This is a genomic window from Bacillus sp. B.PNR1 (genome assembly GCF_030386235.1).
GTDB lineage: Bacteria > Bacillota > Bacilli > Bacillales > Bacillaceae > Bacillus > Bacillus stercoris.
Genome location: NZ_JANYMN010000001.1, coordinates 1,587,766 through 1,606,084, shown reverse-complemented (window position 1 = coordinate 1,606,084; position 18,319 = coordinate 1,587,766). Strand labels below are relative to the sequence as shown.

Sequence of the window (18,319 nt, the reverse complement as noted above, 5' to 3'; positions counted from 1 at the left end):
GTTTCATTAAAATTAGTATTATTATACTGTTTTATGTTCGTATTTTAGATATAAAATCCAAATTTTCTTTAGTTATATCAATTTAATTTTCGTATTTTGTTGAAAATGATTATTTGAATACCTATCCTTTCATTAGAAAGGAGTGTTTGAAAGTGACAAAAAAGAAGGATATTTTTACTGTCAAAGAGGACTTAACTGAGTTAGCTAATTTAATACATAAATTGAGTTCATCCAATTCTTTTAAGGGCCGTACAAAGATTGAAAAGGCTCTTATTACTGTATCGAGGCAAATGGAGGTTGTGGGGAGTAGGAAGCGAACCATGAGTGATTATCGTCTTCACGTAACAAACTTCATGAAATCAGAAGGCCTGACGTTTTTAGACGAAATAACTACGCAATCAATTTATTTATGGCTTGAAAAAATGGATGTCAGCTCACAAACAAGACTAATACGTCTAAAGTGTCTAAAAGCTTTTTTATCGCGGTGTTTTGATAATGGATGGTTTGAAACGAAGTTTTGGAAGAGTATTAATATAAAGGTTGATAAACAAGTGAAACAAGGGGTAACGGAACAGGATATTAAAATACTTTTATCCGTACTGATTTAAATGATTTTGTCCAATTGCGCGATGCTACGGCAGTTCTCCTTATGTATAAAATGGGGATTCGTGTAAGTACCCTGGCAAACCTCGAGGAAAAACACATTGATCTCTCGGATAAATTACTAAGATTGAACGGAGATATTCTTAAGAGTCGCGAAACTTTATTGCTACCGTTCGATGATGTACTTACACGCATGCAGACGTTTTAATGAAGCAAAACAAAGCCATCCGATGTCAGTACAAAAGGATAATAACTTCGTTTTTATTACGAAACAAGGTGGATCTATCGCGAGGGGACCATCAAACAACAACATACAGAAGCGTTTAAATAAGTACGCTCGTGAGTATGGATTGAAAAATATTAATCCGTATTCTTTACGAAGGGGTTTCGCTAAATCATTACTTGATAAAGGCGCTAGATTAACAGGTATATCAAAAGCGCTCGGCCATAGTGATCTTTCCGTAACAACACAGTATTTGTATCTAGATAAGAACGAAGTAGTGGAAAATCTACGGGAATTTTTATAAAAAGACGCCGATTTATTCAGCGCCCTCTTCCGTTTCTTTTACTTCGAATAATTCTTCGTATTTGGCTCCGGTTGTTTTCATTATCGATGCGACATGCCAGTCATAGTGCCTTTCGGAATTATCAAACCGAGATATCGACGCCTGTGGAACACCAGATCTCCGCGATAATTCGGATTGCGACCAGTTTAACTGCGAAAGAACCGCACCAAGACGAGGCTTTACCGTAAGTTTCATTTCGATCACCTCGTGATAATTATAACGGAAAAACTGTCCGAAATGTCAGCTTTCGCAACCTCACGTGCGACCCTCCAAACGCTTTACAAAACTAAATAAAGTCATTATGTTGGGGGAATACCGAATAAAGATAGCCTATAAAAAAAGAGAAGGAGGCGGGGGAGGTTGGAGCCAGAACCGGCATTCCAGACGGTATTTAATTGCGTATATCAAAAAATCACTTTGACTCTATGAAAAAAAGACGCCGATTATTCAGCGTCTTCTTCCGTAGCTGTTTTTATTTCGAATAACTCGTCTACTTCTACTTCGAGCGCCTTCGCAATAGAGAAAACATGCCAATCTTCGTGGCGGCTGTTTTTATCGAATCGCGAAATCGAACCTTGTGGAACGCCCGATGCTTCAGCGAGCCTCACTTGCGTCCACCCTTTGTCCTTCATAACGGCGTGTAGGCGTGGTGTAGCGTTTAACTTCATTTCGATCACCTCTGCGATGTTAAATTTTAAGTTAATCAATTTATCTCTTCACTAGAGCTGCTTTGTGTGTTAGTCCTAGAGAAAGATTTTCTTGAAATTATAACAAAAATAATTGAACTTGAAAGTAATACAAATAGAGCTACTATTAAAAATCGTATCTTGTAGGAAAAAACTAATACGGAAAGAGATATCAACATAATAAGTAAGGGTGTAACAGATCTTTTATTAACAATGAAGTGTTTCTTTTCAATCAAATCATCCATACTCGCTATGAATAAGAAGAACCATAATACAAATGAAATGAGTTTAGTTATTTGCCAGAAATTATGTGCTGAATTTGTAACTATGAAGAAAATCCATAAACCCAATACACTCATAAAGGATAAAAAAGGAGGCTTTACAATAGCCAAAAATTTTCCCCCATAGTACTCCATAGTTCCTGATAAAGTTACGTTATTCAAAGGTCGCTCTGATAATTTAATAAGATTGGTCGATTTTAAAATCTCTTCTTCAATCTTTTTAGCCATCTCATTATTTTCTATGTTTTTTCTATTCAAATATTTATTAACTTCTATGTAAGTTTTTGAATCTAATAAAGGCAATTTAGTATAAACAAAATTAATAAAATCTTGTTTATCTGTATTACTATAGTAATTCTCTAATATATCAGAATAAAGTTGAAGAAATGCTTTCATTTCTTCCTTTTTGTATGCTTGTTCATTATCTAGAGTAGATTTAAATTGTCTGTTAAACCATATAAAAATAAATAAAGATATCAACAAGCTTAGAAATAATAAAGGTTGTCCTTCAAAATATTTATCCATTATTTTAATTATATGATCAACTATTTTATCCAAATAACCACTCCTTACTGTGAAATCGGTTCAACTTATAAAGATTATCATTTTATAGAATTAGATTAATAATTAAAATGGCTTTTTATCTCGTTTTAAAGCTATTAACGAAAGTTTCTCCGTCGTTCTCCGCATTAACTATTAGCTGGGCACTTTCACTGATACGTTGAGCAAGTGCTTTTTGCGCTTTTCCATTGAAGCTGTATAAAAGGGCTGAATAAACGTCGTTTAATTCTTCCTGTAGCGAATTCATTTCGAACTTAGGTTTAAGATTTTTTCGAACCGTCTCTAGCTTAGTATTTGCCACTTGCGTCATACCTGCTTTTAACATTTGACGCTGCAGCTGTTTTCGCATTGGATCATCTTTATGTTCTAAAAGGTTATCTAATGTTGGCATTGCTTTGTCACTCCTATAATCTCAGCCAATTGGCAAGCATCTGATCTTTTTCTTCAAAATCGTCGGCGATTTTATTCAAGAAGCCGCCTATTTCTTCAAGGTCTGTAATCGCTGCTTGTAGTGAATCTATGAATGATTGTTCAGCTTGTGTGTCGTAAAATATCGGTCCTTTATCGTAAGACTGGGCTAAATCTTCTAACGTATTGGTTACATCCTGCGAATTAAGCTGATCATAAAAGCCATGCCCAACTTGACCGTAAAATTCCGTTTTTAGTTCAGCAACTTTTTCGTCGTGCTCTTGATAGGCATTCTGCGCTTCTTTTTTCATCGTTCTGAGATCCTCGACCATCGCGTCAACTTTTTCGGCAAGTTTTTTTGCACTTTTTGGTGTTACTTTAATGGCATCCCCGCCACCGATCGCGCCAGCCGGTAGCATTGCGTTTAAGTTTTTATCGTACACAAGCTCATCGCCGTTTACGTTCGTGATATTTCCGTTTTCATCAAATGTAAAGTTGGCTTCATTTAGACCGTGTGTATCAGGATTACGAAGAATAACAGTATCTATAAAGTAGACGAGGTTCTTTTCGATTTGGTCACCCCATCTTCCGCTCAGTCTTTGTTTGCGATTGATCTGTGAAAGTACAGGGTTTTTTGTGTAAATTGTGGTCCCGTTGTGGCGGTCATATTCGTTCCAATAACCAGCTCCGACCATATCATCCGGGTTGATAATAGACCTCACGTAAGGGTCGTACAAGCCATCGTTTATTTCTTCTTGCTTATTATCAGTATGTAGTTTGACGACAGAAGGGCTGTTAAACGCGACCCCATAAATATCATTGTTTACCGCACTGTATTCAGCCTCTGCGCCTCCGAGTGAATGACCTGTTGTTGAAACAATCGTCGATGTTCCGTTATACTTTCTTTTAACTTCTTTAACGAGTTGGTCTGCTTGGTCGATTTGCGTTGTTTTCGTAATGAGTTTATAGTTTCCGGTTGTAAGCATCGCGTCTTGGGAAGGTGTGCCGTTATATTTTCCGAGTGTTTTAGACGTATCCTTCGCATCCTTTTCAACGATATAATGAGCTTCTTTTTTGGGGTCGCTTCCAAAAACAATGTTGCCGCCGTCAGCTTTTGCGCCATCATTGATCGGGTCTTTTCCGAGATCAGTTCCTGCAAATGATACAACAACATTTTCTGGATTTTTGGATTTCACCCATTTGCCGTTTTTCTGTTCCGCTTGCACTAATACAACCGCGTCAAGCCCTGTGTCATCGTCTGATTTTATTTTGTCGACGTACCAATAAGTAGGATTTGAAATGGAAGAATTAATACGTATATAATCGTTGTTCTTTAATTTCTTTTTGAGATAATCATAGTTATAAGCACGCTGACTCATCCTATAATATGTTTCATCCGTAAGGCTTGAAGTCCTAATTTTCTTGCTCAAGATATACAACACCTTTCATGTCATGTAAAATAATGAAGGGAAAGGGATGATCTTTTTTTGAAAAAATACCTTATTATTCTACTATTGTTAATTATAACTGTTGGGGGACTGATTATGAAGCATCAATATGATGTGAAAAAGGAAGAAAGTGCTCTTTTTGAAAAAGCTAAAAGTAAAATGACTGAATACCTTCATAGTGAATACAAGGGTATAGAGAAAATTTCTTATTCCGAGGAATATTTTATTGATCCAACTGGTGGAATTACCGTTGAGGGATATCTTAATGGCGATAAAACAAAAGAGTTTGATGGTCTATATGATCCTGTTAGTGACAAAATAGGAAGCTCTTCTGTGGACGCAGAAGAAAAATCTTAAGACGCCACGCTGGCGTCTTTACTTTTGTGTTATACCTTCACTTGCCTCAGATAACGTGGACCATTTTTCTAAACCGCGAGCTACATGCGTACCTTTGTCTGCTATTGTCGCGTATGCTTCATATATTATTGGCTTCAAACACTCTAACCGATAGATCCCTCTCCTTAAAGAATAGTCATACTTGTTTTTCTCTTTCAGTTAACATTTTCGGAATGGAAATATCAGTTCTTACCGTGCGTTGCGACGAGATCTTGGGGCTTGGGTGGTCAGACGTCGATTTATTTCGAGCGGAAGATCCTAACGATTCGCCAAACCCTTTCGAAGATAGCCGATAAAGCTAATTACGGACTGGTTTCGGAAGCCAAGACGATAAACGCGTTTTGTACCGTTAATTTGCCGGATCGTTAGGTGGTATCACTTATTGCGCATAAGGGATAATCGATCATGAGCGGATCGTGCTCGGTGATAAATACGACGACAACGACCTGGTCGTATGTACGAAAAACGGAAGCTGGGTGCATCCGAATAATTTCCGGAGTTCATTTAACGTAACCCGCGATGGTTTAGGCTTACCGAAAATACCGTTAAAGGGACTACGCCACATTCACGTGACATATCTCGTTAGTATAAGAACGGTTGGGTCACGCGAATATTAAAACGACGCTCGGATCGTATAGTCACGTCTTGCCTTCTGCAGCGCTGAGTAGTCGAAAAGCGAGATCGTTTGATTGCGGAGTGTGACCGCAGTGTGACCGTAGGATTGACGCGGAATTTAAGCCCCATATATCCACGAAGACTGCATGAACATCATCATGAATGACTTGATTGAGTTAATGGACCCGCGCTACATCGAAGTATGGGGCAAATTCACGCCAAGAGGCGGAATTTCCATTGATCCGTACACCAACTACGGAAAACCTGGCACGAAGTATGAAAAAATGGCCGAATACCGTATGATGAACCATGATTTGTATCCGGAGACGATTGATAATCGTTAATGGTACAAGATGTCCTTACATAGACGTGGGTAACACTACGTCTATTTTTGTTTTTTAAAGCTTCTTAGTTACCCGTTCTACACATCCTGATTATATAAAAAAGACGAGCGAATCCGGGGGGAATTCCACTCGCCGCTTTCTAATGAAAAGACGGGATGCTGGATGGCAGCTCGTCTGTTTTATTATAATTTAACGAACGTATGTTTGTAAAGGTGTCTTTTCTAAAGAAATGGTGAATATAACGATCAGAACAGATTTATTGTGAACGTTCGTTAAGGTATGCTAAGATGCATGAACCGTAAAGGAGCTGATAAGAAGTGAAGACACTGCGATTAAACAATGTAACATTAGAAATAGCAGCATATCAAGAAGAAAACGAGCCGAAGCGCAAAATTGCATGTACCCTAAACGTTACGAGTGAGACTTACCATGATATCGCCGTCCTGTTGTATGAAAAAACGTTTAATGTCGAGGTTCCAGAACGAGATCTTGCTTTCCGGGGTGAAATGACAAATTATTCAACGTCATTGACCAACCTGTACGAACCAGGGGCTGTCAGCAAGTTCTATATAGAAATAACGGAAATAGACCAAAACGCCGATTCATAAATCGGTGTTTTTTATGTAAAAAAGCTGCCGGCCGGCAGCTTTTGAGAAAGCGAATTTCATATGTAAGGTGTTTAATTGTTCGTCTTGCAGTTTTTTTGAATAATGTGGAAATAAGGAGGTTTTAATAGGAGTCTCTGATGATCTTATAATTTTTATGATTAACAACTGTCAATGAATCTAACTCAAGATCCCGATAGTTATCCATGATCGTCACATCAACGATAACAGAATTCTCATTTACTTTTTCAACAACACCGGTTAATCCGTTTTTAAATTCAATGACATTTCCAACCTTAGCGATTTTCACAAGCTTCCTCTCCTTTTAACATAATAATGCCTTTTGAAAGTATTTTGCAGTATTTTTATTGAGAAGTAAAGCGATAAGGAGTTTTATCTCCCTTATGAATTGTCCTGTCGCATTAAAGATGATATATTGATTTTCGTCAATAGAAAGAAAAGGGGGAATTTTCGTTGCATCCCGAAGAGATCACAGAAATGATTGAACAGCTGCGCACCGGCGCCATAAACGAACTGAGAGTCCAAAAAGAGCATTTCCTTGATTTCAGGGCTGTGTTATCTAAACAAGATGATTTTAAACATTTCCGAGGAATTGCCCAGCAAGGCGGAGATGTCATATTTCAATACTTAGAACAGCCAAGAAGCTGAAGGTTTCTCATATGTGAGAAGCCTTTTTATCATATATGACAGAATACAAGCCTTTTATTACATCCGTCTGTAACAGATGTAAATAAAATGTAAAGTGTTATAAATGGATAAACATGTATCAATTTGACAAGATTTATAGAATTTCAGGCTGTTTTTCTGCCAGTAAGCAGTGAGTCATCCTCTTTATTCCATCCTGATGCCTCCTTGGGAGAGTTGGAAAATCTTTTTCCGTGAAAATGAATGGATCTCTTGTTAAGGTAATGAAGTGTTTTTTTGAGCACTTTAAGGAGGAAATTGTATGACAACGAAATTCACTGCTCTGGCTGTTTTTCTTCTTTGTTTCATGCCTGCAGCCAAAATTGAGCATACACAAGCTTCACTACTGAGCGCAAAGAAGACAAAACATGAAGAAGCGAAATGGCTTACACATATAGATCGAAATACGAATGAATCTTTCCCTTCACTGTCTGCTGATAAGGACAAGAAAATAAAACCGATTAAGCTATCAGCACACACTGAAAAGAAAGAGAAAGATAAACCGGACAAAACAAATGATGAGAAAGAAACATATACACAGTCTGAAAAAGAGTTGCTGTCCCGTCTCGTTCACGCAGAGGCCAAAGGAGAATCATATAAAGGCAAGGTCGCTGTAGCAAGCGTTGTACTGAACAGAACGGAGAAAAAAGGTTTTCCTGATACGATTAGAGGAGTTATCTATCAGAAAAACGCCTTTGAACCGGTCGCAAACGGCAGCATTAATCAAAAGCCTGACAAAGAATCGATTGAAGCTGCCGAAGAAGCACTGTCCTCAAAAAATAGAGAAACAGATGCCATCTTCTTTTATAATCCGAAAACAGCGTCAGATAATTGGATTCGTTCAAGAAAAATCGTCGAAAAAATCGGCAGACACGTTTTTGCCGTTTAAGCATAGAAGAGACAATAGGTCTCAACTGTGCTTTTTTTCATATAAAGAGTAAAAATAAAATAATTTTTGAACTTGTCTCATATGATGTTGGTAGTACAAGAGACAAGGAGAGACATCATGAATCGATTTGTGAAAGGGATCATTCTTCTATCCATTGCCGCCTTTTTCGCTGAATGCCTTGAATTTGTCGTAAATATGATTTTGGCACGAGAGCTTGGCGAGCATGGGATGGGGCTTTACATGAGTATTTTGCCCACGATCTTTTTAATTATTGTCATCGCGAGCCTGGAACTGCCGATATCCATTTCTAAATTCATTGCCGAGTCAAATCCTAAGCTTCATGAAAGCATGCTAAGGCACGCTTTTAGAATGACAGCCATTTTCACCGCTTTTTCTACTGCCGCCGCTAGTATTGCGCTTCCGTTTATTCCGGTATTTGATACATACCACCCGTTTATTAAAGGGATTGTCATCGGCTTAATTCCTGTTGTCGCCTTTACTTCGATCGCCAGAGGCTACTTTATGGGTGTGCAGAAAATGGGGAAAATCGCAATTGCCAATGTGCTGAAAAAAATCATCCAGCTCTTGTGCTTATTCATCTTTTTTCAATGGTACTCATTTGAATTGGACATGGCTGTGCTGATTTCCTTGTTTGTTTTAGTTGTGAGTGATGTGGTCGTGCTTGTTTATTTATATTCACAATTTATTATGGCAAGGCGTGCGGTATCCGGCCAGCAGCACATTCATTTGCGCGGAAAGGATGTAAGAAAAAGGCTGCTTGCCGTTTCAATTCCTACTACAGGATTGCGCATTTTTCATGCTGTTGTCAACGCAATTGAACCCTTTTTAGTGAAAGGAGCGCTTTTGGCTGCGGGCGTTGCCGGGACAGCGGCGATCGATCAATACGGAATGCTGGCTGGAGTGGCTGTGACGATAGGTTCGTTCCCTGCATTTATTGCCCATTCGTTAATGGTTGTCATGATACCAAGTATTTCGGAAGCTTATGCACTTTCACAGTATGACATCGTGTTAAAAAGGCTGAAGCAGTCGATTTTCATTACATTAGGTTACGGTATACCGGCTGTCTGGATCATGTTCCAGTTTGCGGGACCTCTCACACATTTGTTTTTTCACTCTCCTGAAGCGCAGTATTACTTGCAGCTGTTGTGGCCTTACTTTCTCTTTCATCTGTTTGTCATGCCGCTGCAGGCGTGCTTAATCGGAATGGGCTTTGTGAAAGAGGCTTTTTATCACAATGTGTGGAGCCATATCGTTGCGCTGAGTATGATGTATGTACTGGGGTCAATGGAGAATCTGCAAATGCTCGGGATTATCCTCGGGATGAACACTGGCATGATTCTTTTGACGAGCCTGCACTATGCCACGATCTGCAAAGCACTGCAAGTATCTGTATTGCTTACGGGCGGGAACAGAGCGCCGCGAATTGAAGGATGATAAAGGAACAGCAGGGGCAAGCTAATTGAAAAGCATGAAAGGAAGATTCCATGTTGACGAAGCGCTTGCTTACTATATACATTGTGTTATTAGGGTTGATTGCATGGTTTCCAGGTTCGGCACAAGCCGAGGGAAAACAGCCTGCTGTTCCCGCTGTTTTTCTTATGAAAACGATAGAAGGGGAGGACATCTCGATTCCGAATAAAGGGCAAAAAACAATTCTCCATTTTTGGACATCATGGTGTCCGCCCTGCAAAAAGGAGCTTCCACAGTTTCAGTCGTTTTATGATGCCCATCCATCTGACAGCGTAAAGCTGGTCACGGTGAATTTAGTGAATTCGGAACAAAATCAGCAAGCCGTTGAAGACTTTATTAAAGCAAATAAGCTGACGTTTCCGATTGTCCTTGACTCAAAAGGGGAATTGATGAAGGAGTATCATATCATCACGATCCCAACATCATTTTTGCTGAATGAAAAGGGAGAAATTGAAAAAACAAAAATTGGCCCGATGACGGCGGAACAACTGAAGGAATGGACGGAAGAATAGCTGAGAGTATAGACTCTCAGCTTTTTTCATATAGAGAAGAAGTGAATAAACATTAATGATAATTACTATCAAGAAGAAATTAAAATAATTATAATTGAAATTCTCTTCTTGCGTGCTATAATAAAGGAAGACATCAAGAAATAACTGACGATAAAGCTGCCTTTTGGGCGGCGATTTTGTTTTTTATAAGAGAAATGAAGATGATTTACGTTCTCAATTAGAGAGGAGAATTCGATATGAATGAACAAGTTATCGTTCAACGCGATCCGCACGAGCCATTAAAAACAGACAAGAGAGAAAAAAACTGGGCGCAGCACGCAGAGCTTATTGCAGCACTTGTATCAGGCGCCCTTATCTTGGCTGGCTGGCTCTTATCCGGCCATCAAGTATTATCTGTAACACTTTTCTTGTTGGCTTTTGTGATCGGCGGATTCGCTAAAGCAAAGGAAGGAATCGAAGAAACGCTCGAATCCAAAACGCTGAATGTAGAACTTTTAATGATTTTCGCTGCTATTGGCTCTGCCTTGATTGGATACTGGGCAGAGGGCGCTATATTAATATTTATTTTTTCCTTAAGCGGAGCTTTAGAAACATACACAATGAATAAAAGCAGCAGAGATTTAACGTCTTTAATGCAGCTTGAACCTGAAGAAGCAACATTGCTGATCGATGATGAAACCAAAAGGGTTCCAGTTTCAGACTTGCAGGCCGGTGATATGATTGTGATCAAACCTGGAGAACGAGTAGCAGCAGACGGTATCATTGAATCGGGCTCGACAAGCCTTGACGAGTCGGCATTAACAGGTGAATCAATGCCTGTAGAAAAAAACACAGGCGACGCTGTATTCACAGGGACGGTGAATCGCAATGGATCCTTGACTGTTCGTGTCACGAAAGCAAATGAAGATTCGTTATTCAGAAAAATTATCAAACTGGTTGAATCAGCGCAAAACAGTGTATCACCCGCACAGGCTTTCATCGAACGATTTGAAAATGCTTATGTGAAAGGTGTGTTAATTGCGGTGGGGCTCCTGTTATTCATCCCGCACTTTGCGCTGGGCTGGAGCTGGAGTGAAACCTTCTACCGCGCAATGGTGTTTATGGTTGTCGCGTCACCTTGTGCGCTTGTCGCCTCTATTATGCCGGCGGCGTTGTCCCTGATTTCAAATGGCGCCCGCAACGGTATGCTTGTGAAAGGAAGCGTCTTTCTTGAACAGCTGGGCTCTGTGCAAATGATCGCCTTTGATAAAACCGGTACTGTAACAAAAGGCCAGCCGGCAGTTGAGACGATCAGAATAGCAGAAGGGTTCAATGAAGCGGAAGTTCTTGAGGCTGTCTATGCCATCGAAACGCAATCAAGCCATCCGCTTGCCCAGGCCATAACGGCGTACGCTGAAGGCCGCGGCGTGAATCAGTCCGGCTACATATCTATAGAAGAAACATCAGGGTTTGGCGTTATGGCAGAAGTGTCGGGCGCGAAATGGAAGGTCGGTAAAGCAGGTTTTATCGGCGAGGAAATGGCGGCGCAATTTATGAAACAGACAGCATCAGATATCATTCAAAGCGGCCATACGATTGTATTTGTGAAAAAGGATAATCAAATAGCGGGCTGTATTGCACTGAAGGACCAAATCAGGCCTGAAGCAAAAGAGGTCATGGAGGAACTGAACCGACTTGGGATTAAAACGGCCATGCTGACAGGAGATCACGTGGACACGGCTCAAGCGATTGCCAAGGAAGCCGGCATGACAACTGTTGCGGCAGAATGCCTGCCTGACCAAAAAGTGAATGAAATCAAACGATTAAAAGAAGAATTCGGAACGATAGCAATGGTTGGTGACGGAATCAATGATGCGCCGGCGCTCAAAGCGGCGGATGTCGGCATTGCGATGGGAGGCGGAACAGATGTAGCACTTGAGACCGCTGATATGGTCCTCATGAAAAACGACTTGAAAAAGCTCGTAAACATGTGCCGCTTGTCACGGAAAATGAACAGGATCATTAAACAAAATATCGTGTTTTCTCTAGCTGTGATCTGTCTGCTGATTTGTGCAAACTTTTTGCAGGTGATGGAATTGCCATTTGGCGTGATTGGTCATGAGGGAAGTACGATTTTGGTCATACTAAACGGATTAAGACTCCTAAAATAAAACCAGCAGCCCCATCAGGATGCTGGTTTTTTATGTATCAAGATTTCCCTTCATTTTTGTCTTTGGCAGATCTTTTCGTAACCAGGATGAGAGCGAGAATGCAGCAAAGAAAACCCGCTGCACAGCCTATAACTGAGCTGTAATAATAAAAGCCCACCATCTTCATTCCGATAAAAGGAGCGGAAATTCCCAAAATCGTTAAGAGCATAACTGCTTTTCGCCTGAAAAAATTCATCAGCAAACGGAACAACCCCCTGCGATTGAACGTTACTGTCAGTATACAGGAAGCGGAGCAGGAAATAAAATGCATCGGAAAATGAAGGCGTTGTGAAAGGCAAACATCTGCAAAACCTGATACAATGAAGGATAGAACAATGCATTGCAAATGGCGGGGAGGAACAAGAAGTGAATAGAATACAACGCGTCTCTTCATGGCTGAAGGAAGCGGGGCATACTGCCGCATTTATTCATACGAAAGAAAATGTTTTTTACTTAACCGATTTTTACACAGAGCCGCATGAAAGATTAATGGGGTTATTTATTTTTCAAGAAGAGGAGCCTTTCTTTATTTGTCCAGGAATGGAAGCAGGACAGGCCCGCAACGCAGGCTGGAATTATGAAATCATTGGCTATGCGGATCACGAAAATCCGTGGGAGCTGATAGAGAAAGCCTTGAAAAAGCGAAATATCAGCATACATACGCTTGCGGTAGAAAAGGATTCCATCTCGCTATCACGCGCTGAACAGCTGAAGCATTCGACGGGCGGGGCTCAATTTGTTTCAGCAGAAGAAACACTCAACCAATTTCGCCTGATTAAAGACGACAATGAAGTTCGTTTGCTGAAAGAGGCGGCAAAGCTTGCGGATTACGGTGTTGAAGTCGGTACAGCCGCTTTGCGAGAAGGCATTAGTGAAGTGGAAGTGCTCGCTCAAATTGAGTATGAGCTGAAGAAAAAAGGAATTCAGGGCATGTCTTTTTCGACAATGGTTTTATTCGGAGAAAAATCAGGCCAGCCTCACGGAAATCCTGGTACAGCCACGTTGAAGAAAGGTGATTTTGTTTTATTTGATCTTGGTGTTATTCTTGACGGCTATTGCTCTGATATTACAAGAACATTTGCATACAAAACCATCAACCCGAAGCAGGAGGCGATTTACGAGACTGTGCTTCAAGCGGAAAAAGCCGCGATTGAGGCAAGCAAACCCGGTGTCAGAATCGGAGATCTGGATTTGACAGCCCGCGGAATCATAGAAAAAGCGGGATACGGCGACTATTTTCCTCATCGGCTTGGACACGGACTCGGAATTTCTGTCCATGAGTACCCATCAATGAGCCAGGCTAACGATACGCATCTGCAGGAAGGCATGGTCTACACGATCGAACCGGGAATTTATGTGCCTGAAATCGGCGGCGTGCGCATTGAGGATGACGTTCATGTAACTAAGGACGGGGCAGTTGCTCTGACACAATATCCGAAAGAATTAATCATACTGCCGTAACAGGAAGTAAAAAAGGACTTTGTTCGAGACATCGTCCTTTTTTATCTGCATTAAATAAAAAAATCATCAAAAGTTCGAAATGGTTTAATTTCATGTTTTTGGTTGAGAGGTTTTACAGCAAGACAGCTGCCGCCGAGAACAGTGAGACATAATCCAATTAAAATGAAAAAACCCATGTGATCTTCTCCTTTCAGCAAAAAACATAAAATATGTCTGGTACGTTCCTATCATATTGTATGAAACGCATTCCAGATCAAGGGATTTAGAAAGAAGGGAATCTATGGCTAATATTAAAGACATTGCAGAAAAAGCCGGTGTCTCCGTTACAACGGTTTCCCGGGTGATAAACAATCATCCGTACGTTAGTGAAGACAAAAGAAAAAGAGTGCTTGAAGCGATGGAGGCATTGGAGTACACGAGAAATATTCACGCTGTCCATTTGTCGAAAGGATTTTCAAACATGATTGGTGTTGTCCTGCCGACGGTTAGCCTGCCATATTTTGCAGAGCTGATCGCAGGAATAGCTGACGCAGCCGTGGAATCCGGGATTCACCTCTCTTTATTTCAAACAAACTATGAGGTCCAAAAAGAAATCTTTGCGCTGTCTCAATTAAAACAGCGACAGGTTGACGGCCTGATTTTTTGTTCAAAGGCACTTGCTGATGAGAAACTCATGGAATGGGAGGGCCCGATATTGCTATGCCAAAATTCAGATATTGGCCGTTTCCCAACCATCAGCATTCCACACCAAGAAGCATTCCGGAACGGCTTGGACTATTTAATTGCCAAAGGGCACAAAAAAATAGCGATCTGTTTGGCAAGAAAAAAAGGCATGAACAGCCATTTTCGAATCAAAGCCTATAAAGAAGCATTGGAAGAGATCGGGGAGGCATTTCGTGAAGACTGGGTAGTTGAGAAAGCGATTACAATCAATGATGGGAAGGCGCTTTTTCATAAATGGAAAACGTGGAACGAAAAGCCGACGGCTATTTTTGTTGCCAATGACCAAGTTTCAGCAGGGCTTTTTCTTGAAGCAAAGAATCAGCAGGTATCAGTACCGGATGAGCTTGCGATCTTAAGTGTTGATAACCACGAAATCAGCCAAGCCCTTGGAATCACAACGATCGATATTCAAACAAAGGAAATGGGAAAGCAGGCATTTGCCATGCTTGAAAAAAGAATTCAAGGGCAGCCGATTGAAAGGAAGGTTTTGGATTACCAACTCATCGAAAGATCGACTGTTTAGTGAAAGCATCGAAAAAAGGTTTGACGTGCATTCCGTTCGTTATGTACGATATGAGGTATTGAATGACAAAGGAGCTGAGGATCGTGAATGGGTCCTTCACAGTGAAAAAGGTACTGAATAATAATGTATTAATTGCTTCTCATCATAAATACAGCGAAGTCGTTTTAATCGGAAAAGGTATTGGTTTCGGAAAAAAACAAGATGATGTCATTGAAGATAAAGGCTACGATAAAATGTTCATTTTAAAAGACGAGAAGGAACAAAAGCAGTTTAAAAAGCTCCTTGACTATGTTGATGAAAAGCTCGTTGATATTTCGAACGATGTCATCTATCACATCAGCAATAGGACTAATCACTCATTAAATGAACATATTCATATTGCGCTGACAGATCATATCGCATTTGCGATCAAAAGGCAGCAGCAGGGATTTGATATGAAGAATCCATTTTTAATGGAGACTCAGTCACTATATCCTGAGGAGTACCAAATAGCTAAAGAAGTCATAGAGATGATCAATGAAAAAGCGGGAATCTGCCTTCCTGAAGGGGAGATTGGTTTTATCGCTCTGCATATCCATTCAGCGCTGACAAACCGCCCGTTGTCTGAGGTCAATCAGCACTCGCAGCTCATGGCGCAGCTTGTCGAAGTGATTGAAGACTCATTTCAAATGAAAGTAAATAAGGAAAGTGTCAACTATTTGCGGCTGATCAGGCATATCAGATTTACAATAGAAAGAATTAAAAAAGAAGAACCGACTAAAGAACCAGAAAAATTAATGTTCTTATTGAAAAATGAATATCCGCTATGCTACAATACAGCTTGGAAATTGATTAAAATCTTGCAGCAAACATTGAAGAAACCAGTTCATGAGGCGGAAGCGGTTTACCTAACGCTTCATCTGTACCGATTAACCAATAAAATTTCATAAATTCAGTTTAACCTTATAACGTGTAACTGATCCGATCAGGCATGAGTGATTGAGGGAAAAAAACGGGAAGTTATTCTCGTTCTTTTGCGCACCCAATTTTGCTCATGCCCTTTTTGTTGTGTAAAAGGGCAAATGTAAACGGTTAAACTGGAAGACTTACGCCTGTGAATTCGTTGTCATGATTTTTAGCTGTAAGGTCAGACTAGTAAAAAGAGGAGGTCAATTCTTATGTTTAAAGCATTATTCGGCGTTCTTCAAAAAATTGGGCGTGCGCTTATGCTTCCAGTTGCGATCCTTCCGGCTGCGGGTATTTTGCTTGCGATTGGGAATGCGATGCAAAATAAGGACATGATTCAGGTCCTGCATTTCTTGAGCAATGACAATGTTCAGCTTGTAGCGAGTGTTATGGAAAGCGCTGGGCAAATTGTTTTCGATAACCTTCCGCTTCTATTCGCAGTCGGTGTAGCCATCGGGCTTGCCAACGGTGATGGAGTTGCAGGGATCGCGGCGATTATCGGTTATCTGGTAATGAACGTATCCATGAGTGCGGTTCTTCTTGCAAACGGAACCATTCCTTCCGATTCAATTGAAAGAGCCAAGTTCTTCACGGAAAACCATCCTGCATATGTAAACATGCTTGGTATACCTACCTTGGCGACAGGTGTGTTCGGCGGTATTATCGTCGGTGTGTTAGCTGCACTATTGTTTAACAAATTTTACACAATTGAACTTCCGCAATACCTTGGTTTCTTTGCGGGTAAACGTTTCGTTCCAATTGTTACGTCAATTTCTGCACTGATTCTGGGTCTTATTATGTTAGTGATCTGGCCTCCGATCCAGCATGGATTGAATGCCTTTTCAACAGGATTAGTGGAAGCGAATCCAACCCTTGCTGCGTTTATCTTCGGGGTGATTGAGCGTTCGCTTATTCCATTCGGTTTGCACCACATTTTCTATTCGCCGTTCTGGTACGAATTCTTCAGCTATAAGAGTGCAGCAGGAGAAATCATCCGCGGGGATCAGCGTATCTTTATGGCGCAGATTAAAGACGGCGTACAGTTAACAGCAGGTACGTTCATGACAGGTAAATATCCGTTTATGATGTTCGGTCTGCCTGCTGCGGCGCTTGCCATTTATCATGAAGCAAAGCCGCAAAACAAAAAACTCGTTGCAGGTATTATGGGTTCAGCAGCCTTGACATCCTTCTTAACAGGGATTACAGAGCCATTGGAATTTTCATTCTTATTCGTTGCACCAGTCCTGTTTGCGATTCACTGTGTGTTTGCGGGGCTTTCATTCATGGTCATGCAGCTGTTGAATGTTAAGATTGGTATGACATTCTCCGGCGGTTTAATTGACTACTTCCTATTCGGTATTTTGCCGAACCGGACGGCATGGTGGCTTGTCATCCCTGTCGGCTTAGGGTTAGCGGTCATTTACTACTTTGGATTCCGATTTGCCATCCGCAAATTTAATCTGAAAACACCTGGACGCGAGGATGCTGCGGAAGAAACAGCAGCAACTGGGAAAACAGGTGAAGCAGGAGATCTTCCTTATGAGATCCTGCAGGCAATGGGTGACCAGGAAAACATCAAACACCTTGATGCTTGTATCACTCGTCTCCGTGTGACTGTAAACGATCAGAAAAAGGTTGATAAAGACCGTCTGAAACAGCTTGGCGCTTCTGGGGTGCTGGAAGTCGGCAACAATATTCAGGCTATTTTCGGACCGCGTTCTGACGGGTTAAAAACACAAATGCAAGACATTATTGCGGGACGCAAGCCTAGACCTGAACCGAAAACATCTGCTCAAGAGGAAGTAGGCCAGCAGGTGGAGGAAGTGATTGCAGAACCGCTGCAAAATGAAATCGGCGAGGAAGTGTTCGTTTCTCCGATTGCCGGGGAAATTCACCCGATTACAGATGTTCCTGACCAAGTCTTCTCAGGAAAAATGATGGGTGACGGTTTTGCGATTCTCCCTTCTGAAGGAATTGTCGTATCACCGGTTCGAGGAAAAATTCTAAATGTGTTCCCGACAAAACATGCGATCGGCCTGCAATCCGACGGCGGAAGAGAAATTTTGATCCACTTTGGTATTGATACTGTCAGCCTGAAGGGCGAAGGATTTACGTCTTTCGTATCAGAAGGAGACCGCGTTGAGCCTGGACAAAAACTTCTTGAAGTTGATCTGGACGCAGTCAAACCGAATGTACCATCTCTTATGACACCGATTGTATTTACAAACCTTGCTGACGGAGAAACAGTCAGCATTACAGCAAGCGGTTCAGTCAGCAGAGAACAAGAAGAAATTGTGAAGATTGAAAAATAAGGGTGTTAGTACGCCGTGCTTGTCAGATGACAAGTACGGTTGTATGATATAATATT

At 41.0% G+C, this 18,319-nt stretch carries 21 protein-coding genes and 1 pseudogene; 15 read left to right on the top strand and 7 right to left on the bottom strand.

Annotation, left to right across the window (positions count from 1 at the left end; translation table 11 throughout):
• The first annotated feature begins 152 nt into the window (after positions 1-152).
• The 3 genes from NZD81_RS08245 to NZD81_RS08235 are packed head-to-tail and all read left to right on the top strand — an operon-like array spanning position 153 to position 1,130.
• Positions 153-608 (top strand): hypothetical protein, encoded by a 456-nt coding sequence (locus tag NZD81_RS08245; protein ID WP_282374268.1) that lies wholly within the window; start codon positions 153-155, stop codon positions 606-608.
• Positions 609-649: 41 nt separating this feature from the next.
• Positions 650-811 carry a site-specific integrase gene (locus NZD81_RS08240; protein WP_354669332.1) on the top strand — a complete coding sequence of 54 codons (162 nt, stop codon included), beginning with the start codon at positions 650-652 and terminating at the stop codon, positions 809-811.
• Complete coding sequence (locus NZD81_RS08235; RefSeq protein WP_354669331.1) at positions 780-1,130, top strand: site-specific integrase; 351 nt, start codon at positions 780-782, stop codon at positions 1,128-1,130. Before NZD81_RS08240 ends, NZD81_RS08235 begins: the two co-directional genes overlap by 32 nt.
• 12 nt (positions 1,131-1,142) lie before the next feature.
• Here the strand turns inward: NZD81_RS08235 and NZD81_RS08230 are convergent, their stop codons facing one another.
• The 5 genes from NZD81_RS08230 to NZD81_RS08210 form a co-directional block, all read right to left on the bottom strand.
• The gene (locus NZD81_RS08230; protein WP_069838867.1) at positions 1,143-1,364 is read right to left on the bottom strand and encodes a helix-turn-helix domain-containing protein; all 222 of its coding nucleotides are present in this window, start codon (positions 1,362-1,364) and stop codon (positions 1,143-1,145) included.
• Between the two features lie 248 nt (positions 1,365-1,612).
• On the bottom strand, positions 1,613-1,837 hold the full coding sequence (locus tag NZD81_RS08225) for a helix-turn-helix domain-containing protein (RefSeq protein ID WP_282374270.1): 225 nt from the start codon (positions 1,835-1,837) through the stop codon (positions 1,613-1,615).
• A 35-nt stretch (positions 1,838-1,872) separates the two neighbouring features.
• Complete coding sequence (locus NZD81_RS08220) at positions 1,873-2,694, bottom strand: hypothetical protein (protein WP_282374271.1); 822 nt, start codon at positions 2,692-2,694, stop codon at positions 1,873-1,875.
• Positions 2,695-2,776: 82 nt separating this feature from the next.
• Positions 2,777-3,088, bottom strand: coding sequence for a hypothetical protein (locus NZD81_RS08215; RefSeq protein ID WP_014663758.1), 312 nt, complete (start codon positions 3,086-3,088; stop codon positions 2,777-2,779).
• Between the two features lie 13 nt (positions 3,089-3,101).
• Complete coding sequence (locus tag NZD81_RS08210) at positions 3,102-4,535, bottom strand: lipase (protein WP_425604096.1); 1,434 nt, start codon at positions 4,533-4,535, stop codon at positions 3,102-3,104.
• Positions 4,536-4,592: 57 nt separating this feature from the next.
• Between NZD81_RS08210 and NZD81_RS08205 the strand changes: the two genes are divergently transcribed.
• The 3 genes and pseudogenes from NZD81_RS08205 (at position 4,593) to NZD81_RS08195 (ending at position 6,516) form a co-directional block, all read left to right on the top strand.
• A complete protein-coding gene (locus NZD81_RS08205) occupies positions 4,593-4,910 on the top strand; it encodes a DUF1433 domain-containing protein (RefSeq protein ID WP_024716279.1) in 318 nt (105 codons plus the stop codon).
• 788 nt (positions 4,911-5,698) lie between these two features.
• A pseudogene (locus NZD81_RS08200) lies at positions 5,699-5,908 on the top strand (tunnelling fold family protein); the annotation flags it as partial.
• A 317-nt stretch (positions 5,909-6,225) separates the two neighbouring features.
• Complete coding sequence (locus NZD81_RS08195; protein ID WP_040083295.1) at positions 6,226-6,516, top strand: YkvR family protein; 291 nt, start codon at positions 6,226-6,228, stop codon at positions 6,514-6,516.
• 121 nt (positions 6,517-6,637) lie between these two features.
• On the opposite strand, the gene NZD81_RS08190 is transcribed toward NZD81_RS08195, so the two are convergent.
• Positions 6,638-6,823, bottom strand: coding sequence for a YkvS family protein (locus NZD81_RS08190; protein ID WP_003232446.1), 186 nt, complete (start codon positions 6,821-6,823; stop codon positions 6,638-6,640).
• 164 nt (positions 6,824-6,987) lie between these two features.
• Between NZD81_RS08190 and NZD81_RS08185 the strand changes: the two genes are divergently transcribed.
• The 5 genes from NZD81_RS08185 to pfeT all read left to right on the top strand — a co-directional run bounded on the left by NZD81_RS08185 (position 6,988) and on the right by pfeT (position 12,260).
• Positions 6,988-7,182 carry a hypothetical protein gene (locus NZD81_RS08185; RefSeq protein ID WP_014663763.1) on the top strand — a complete coding sequence of 65 codons (195 nt, stop codon included), beginning with the start codon at positions 6,988-6,990 and terminating at the stop codon, positions 7,180-7,182.
• Positions 7,183-7,480: 298 nt separating this feature from the next.
• Positions 7,481-8,107, top strand: coding sequence for a cell wall hydrolase (locus tag NZD81_RS08180; protein WP_003232442.1), 627 nt, complete (start codon positions 7,481-7,483; stop codon positions 8,105-8,107).
• Between the two features lie 117 nt (positions 8,108-8,224).
• Entirely contained in the window at positions 8,225-9,562 is a 1,338-nt protein-coding gene (ykvU, locus tag NZD81_RS08175) for a sporulation protein YkvU (protein ID WP_014663764.1), read from the top strand.
• A 50-nt stretch (positions 9,563-9,612) separates the two neighbouring features.
• The gene (stoA, locus tag NZD81_RS08170) at positions 9,613-10,110 is read left to right on the top strand and encodes a sporulation thiol-disulfide oxidoreductase StoA (RefSeq protein WP_014663765.1); all 498 of its coding nucleotides are present in this window, start codon (positions 9,613-9,615) and stop codon (positions 10,108-10,110) included.
• 236 nt (positions 10,111-10,346) lie between these two features.
• Entirely contained in the window at positions 10,347-12,260 is a 1,914-nt protein-coding gene (gene pfeT / locus NZD81_RS08165; protein WP_282374274.1) for a metal-transporting ATPase PfeT, read from the top strand.
• Between the two features lie 37 nt (positions 12,261-12,297).
• Here the strand turns inward: pfeT and NZD81_RS08160 are convergent, their stop codons facing one another.
• Complete coding sequence (locus NZD81_RS08160) at positions 12,298-12,501, bottom strand: hypothetical protein (RefSeq protein ID WP_282374275.1); 204 nt, start codon at positions 12,499-12,501, stop codon at positions 12,298-12,300.
• Between the two features lie 164 nt (positions 12,502-12,665).
• Here NZD81_RS08160 and papB point away from each other — a divergent pair, with 164 nt between their 5' ends.
• The 4 genes from papB (at position 12,666) to ptsG (ending at position 18,263) form a co-directional block, all read left to right on the top strand.
• On the top strand, positions 12,666-13,760 hold the full coding sequence (papB, locus tag NZD81_RS08155; RefSeq protein ID WP_134975598.1) for a di/tri-peptidase: 1,095 nt from the start codon (positions 12,666-12,668) through the stop codon (positions 13,758-13,760).
• A 280-nt stretch (positions 13,761-14,040) separates the two neighbouring features.
• On the top strand, positions 14,041-15,006 hold the full coding sequence (locus NZD81_RS08150; protein ID WP_069149507.1) for a LacI family DNA-binding transcriptional regulator: 966 nt from the start codon (positions 14,041-14,043) through the stop codon (positions 15,004-15,006).
• A 62-nt stretch (positions 15,007-15,068) separates the two neighbouring features.
• Positions 15,069-15,935 (top strand): glucose PTS transporter transcription antiterminator GlcT, encoded by an 867-nt coding sequence (glcT, locus tag NZD81_RS08145; protein WP_014663771.1) that lies wholly within the window; start codon positions 15,069-15,071, stop codon positions 15,933-15,935.
• Between the two features lie 228 nt (positions 15,936-16,163).
• Positions 16,164-18,263 (top strand): PTS glucose transporter subunit IIABC, encoded by a 2,100-nt coding sequence (ptsG, locus tag NZD81_RS08140; protein WP_206868866.1) that lies wholly within the window; start codon positions 16,164-16,166, stop codon positions 18,261-18,263.
• The last annotated feature ends 56 nt before the right edge of the window (positions 18,264-18,319 follow it).

What these genes read in the sequence shown, in the direction of transcription:
- NZD81_RS08225 (WP_282374270.1), bottom strand. Translation starts at nt 1,837, where the DNA reads ATGAAGTTAAACGCTACACCACGCCTACACGCCGTTATGAAGGACAAA.
- ykvU (WP_014663764.1), top strand. Translation starts at nt 8,225, where the DNA reads ATGAATCGATTTGTGAAAGGGATCATTCTTCTATCCATTGCCGCCTTT.
- stoA (WP_014663765.1), top strand. Translation starts at nt 9,613, where the DNA reads ATGTTGACGAAGCGCTTGCTTACTATATACATTGTGTTATTAGGGTTG.
- NZD81_RS08235 (WP_354669331.1), top strand. Translation starts at nt 780, where the DNA reads ATGATGTACTTACACGCATGCAGACGTTTTAATGAAGCAAAACAAAGC.
- NZD81_RS08150 (WP_069149507.1), top strand. Translation starts at nt 14,041, where the DNA reads ATGGCTAATATTAAAGACATTGCAGAAAAAGCCGGTGTCTCCGTTACA.
- NZD81_RS08230 (WP_069838867.1), bottom strand. Translation starts at nt 1,364, where the DNA reads ATGAAACTTACGGTAAAGCCTCGTCTTGGTGCGGTTCTTTCGCAGTTA.
- NZD81_RS08180 (WP_003232442.1), top strand. Translation starts at nt 7,481, where the DNA reads ATGACAACGAAATTCACTGCTCTGGCTGTTTTTCTTCTTTGTTTCATG.
- NZD81_RS08240 (WP_354669332.1), top strand. Translation starts at nt 650, where the DNA reads ATGTATAAAATGGGGATTCGTGTAAGTACCCTGGCAAACCTCGAGGAA.
- ptsG (WP_206868866.1), top strand. Translation starts at nt 16,164, where the DNA reads ATGTTTAAAGCATTATTCGGCGTTCTTCAAAAAATTGGGCGTGCGCTT.
- pfeT (WP_282374274.1), top strand. Translation starts at nt 10,347, where the DNA reads ATGAATGAACAAGTTATCGTTCAACGCGATCCGCACGAGCCATTAAAA.
- NZD81_RS08215 (WP_014663758.1), bottom strand. Translation starts at nt 3,088, where the DNA reads ATGCCAACATTAGATAACCTTTTAGAACATAAAGATGATCCAATGCGA.
- glcT (WP_014663771.1), top strand. Translation starts at nt 15,069, where the DNA reads ATGACAAAGGAGCTGAGGATCGTGAATGGGTCCTTCACAGTGAAAAAG.